Source organism: Erysipelothrix aquatica, from assembly GCF_009828775.2.
Lineage (GTDB): Bacteria > Bacillota_I > Bacilli_A > Erysipelotrichales > Erysipelotrichaceae > Erysipelothrix > Erysipelothrix aquatica.
Map to the genome: position 1 here is coordinate 1 of NZ_WTSY02000086.1, position 1,499 is coordinate 1,499.

Below are 1,499 nucleotides of genomic sequence, written 5' to 3' on the forward strand. Positions count from 1 at the left end.
AGAATTTTACTAATATCAAACACAATGATACACTTAGAAATAAAAAAACCATCATCATATTTCTATGACGATGGTACTGACTCTAAATATGTCGGACTATCTCACCAACACTAGATTATAAAGAGCCGATAAAAAACGATAATAAGAATGGAGTATTGTTACTCCTACTTATTATCGTTTTGCATTACGATTTGCATACAATACTAAGGTCAATTTTTTAAGTGTTATGCATTTCAGTCTTTACTTAAATAGTCTACCACAGACTTTAACAGACCAATATCAGCTGGAACCCATTCTACAGAGTCCAATTGTTGATAATGAATCCACAAGAGTTCGGAGTGGACATGCTTAATTATATTTTCGGTGTCAGCTGTACAGCTGTAGAGATGCATGACTAGTGAAAAACTTGGGTAGTCATAAAAAGTTGTGTCTATGTAGTTAAGATCTGAAATCATCAGATTCAGTTCTTCGTCAATTTCTCTTTTCAACGCAATTTCCTGACTCTCACCCATTTCAATTTTTCCACCTGGGAATTCCCAAAGGCCTTCAAATTCACCTGATCCTCGTTTTGCAATTAAAATATGATCATCTTTTACGATCGCTGCCGCAACAACCTCAACAGATTTCATTTGCGTAACCGCACTTTTTCTAAAAGTTTAGCCCTATCTACAGAGTCCTCTAAGACATGGATCTTCTCATGGCAGTTAGGACAAACTGCAATACAGTTTTCAATTACATCTAAACCCCCGTTCGAGAGATACTCAATATGATGTGAATGGAGGTATGGATGACCATTCTTATCATTAAACGGTGCAAAATTATCACACAGCCCACATACACCCTTTGAAATCCGCTTAACATACTCTGAAATTGCGGGATCTCGGTTAAAACGATTCGTCGAAACTCGAGTTACCTTCGGTAGTATATTTTCCTGACCAAATTCTTGACGATTTAACTCATCAGCCTTGATTGCCTCTAACCATAATTTTTCAGTCTCTAATTTCTTTAACTTACTTATAATTTTATTATCATTTTCTATAATTTTGGTAGCATGAATTTCTGGTAAATCATTCTGAACTTTCAATGGAAATTTAATTACGGTTCGTAAATTTCCGTCATTGTCACGTTCTTTAATTGTGTATGGTGGTTTTGACAGTTTTACCCGTCCTAAATATATGTACTCTTTAGGAACGAAGACCTCAAACAAATATAATTTAATATCAGTATTGTTTGAATCATTTAAAGTTTTATTCTGCATAAACTGAATACTCTGATCACCAGACATCCCCATCCCAGTGTAGTGAAGTTCATCCCCAATCCACTTATCCTCATAAGGATTAAGATCTCTTTTCTGAACACGGTTAGAGATTAGTACAAGTGAGTTTGTTGTATTACTCTTTCTCATTCCCCCTTGTCCGGAAATCTTAAAGATTTCCATTAATTGGGCATTGTTGTATGTATTTCCAACAATAAGAGTTTCCATATGATATCCCCCTATC

General features: G+C 35.2%; 2 protein-coding genes. Both read right to left on the minus strand.

Going from position 1 to position 1,499, the window contains the following annotated elements; all coding sequences use genetic code 11:
* Nucleotides 1-233: 233 nt before the first annotated feature.
* The gene (locus tag GVV20_RS10545; RefSeq protein WP_159740280.1) at nt 234-629 is read right to left on the minus strand and encodes a (deoxy)nucleoside triphosphate pyrophosphohydrolase; all 396 of its coding nucleotides are present in this window, start codon (nt 627-629) and stop codon (nt 234-236) included.
* Entirely contained in the window at nt 626-1,483 is an 858-nt protein-coding gene (locus GVV20_RS10550) for an HNH endonuclease (RefSeq protein WP_159740281.1), read from the minus strand. The genes GVV20_RS10545 and GVV20_RS10550 overlap by 4 nt, the downstream gene beginning before the upstream one ends.
* Between the last annotated feature and the right edge of the window lie 16 nt (nt 1,484-1,499).

What these genes read in the sequence shown, in the direction of transcription:
- GVV20_RS10545 (WP_159740280.1), bottom strand. Translation starts at nt 629, where the DNA reads ATGAAATCTGTTGAGGTTGTTGCGGCAGCGATCGTAAAAGATGATCAT.
- GVV20_RS10550 (WP_159740281.1), bottom strand. Translation starts at nt 1,483, where the DNA reads ATGGAAACTCTTATTGTTGGAAATACATACAACAATGCCCAATTAATG.